Genomic DNA, 1,132 nt, shown 5'->3' with positions numbered 1-1,132 from the left:
GCCCGGCATTTCGCCCCGCTCGAACAGCGGCAGCGCCGCCTTGGCGCCGGCCCGCGCCTCGGCTTCGTTCTCCATGACGATCACGGCAAAGCGTCTGCCGGTTTGCTGCGCGCGCAGCGACGCCAGCGTTTCCAGCACTTGCTCGGGACGCTTGAAGGTCGGCAAGGTGACGACGGCTTCGACGGCCTCGACGTCAAGCCGCGGCGTGCGTCCCGCGACCGTTACCGAGCCGTCCGATGGCAAAGGGATCATCCGTGTCCAGCCACATGGTGAGTTGGGCTCTGGTAGCACCACGGTTGATAAGGTTTCGTTAATCACCTTGTACGGAGAAGCCCGCCAGGCAGCGGCTTTCGGTCGTCGAATGTGCAGGCTTAATCAAGGGTTCACCGCACTTTGCTACCGGCTACACCACTGGATAGGTAAGATGCATCTGCTGTTCGCCACATCGATCGTGCCCGACGGCGCTCTCGCCTCGGGCTACGAGATCGCCAACGCTGCGATCATCGCTGCCTTGCGGCGCGCTGGCGCGCGCGTCACCGTCATCGGCTTTACCTGGCCGGGGAAGCCCGCGGCCGACCCCGAAAACACCGTGGTGCTGGGTGCGATCGACGTGCGCACGGAAAATGCCTCCGCGCGGCAAAAGCTGGCCTGGGTCGGCAAGGCGCTGCTTTCGGGCCTCACCTTCGCGTCGGTCAAGCTGCGCGCCGTGTCCGACAGCGATGTTCTCGCTGCCATTGAGCGTGCCGGACCGTTTGACGGCTATGTCTTGAATTCCGTGCAGTTCGCCGGCGCCTTCGAAAAGCTGTTCGCTGAGCGGCCTTCGATCTTCGTTGCCCACAATGTCGAGCATCTTTCGGCGCGGGAGAATGCCGCTGCCGCCGGCAGCCTCTTCCAGCGCCTGCTGTTTCGCCGCGAGGCGAGGCTGCTCAAGACCGTCGAAGAGCGTCTCTGCCGCCGGGCGCGCTTCGTCTTCACCCTGGCCGAGGAAGACCGCGCCGCGCTCGGTGTCGCCTCCGACAACCGCTCGGCGGTGCTGTCGCTGGTGACCGGTGCCCAGGCGCCAACCCTGAAAAGCCCGCGCCGCATCGACTGCGACGCCGCACTGATCGGCACCTGGACCTGGCAGCCGAAC

General features: G+C 65.7%; 2 pseudogenes. One reads left to right on the top strand and one right to left on the bottom strand.

Annotation, left to right across the window (positions count from 1 at the left end):
* Positions 1–252 (bottom strand): annotated as a pseudogene (locus EN991_RS37205) (glycosyltransferase family 2 protein); the annotation flags it as partial.
* A 172-nt stretch (positions 253–424) separates the two neighbouring features.
* On the opposite strand from EN991_RS37205, the pseudogene EN991_RS37200 reads away from it, so the two are divergent.
* A pseudogene (locus tag EN991_RS37200) lies at positions 425–1,132 on the top strand (glycosyltransferase); the annotation flags it as partial.

The sequence above is a fragment of the Mesorhizobium sp. M7A.F.Ca.US.005.03.2.1 genome (genome assembly GCF_003997795.1).
Classification (GTDB): Bacteria; Pseudomonadota; Alphaproteobacteria; order Rhizobiales; family Rhizobiaceae; genus Mesorhizobium; species Mesorhizobium ciceri.
This window is presented reverse-complemented; position numbering and strand designations above follow the sequence as displayed.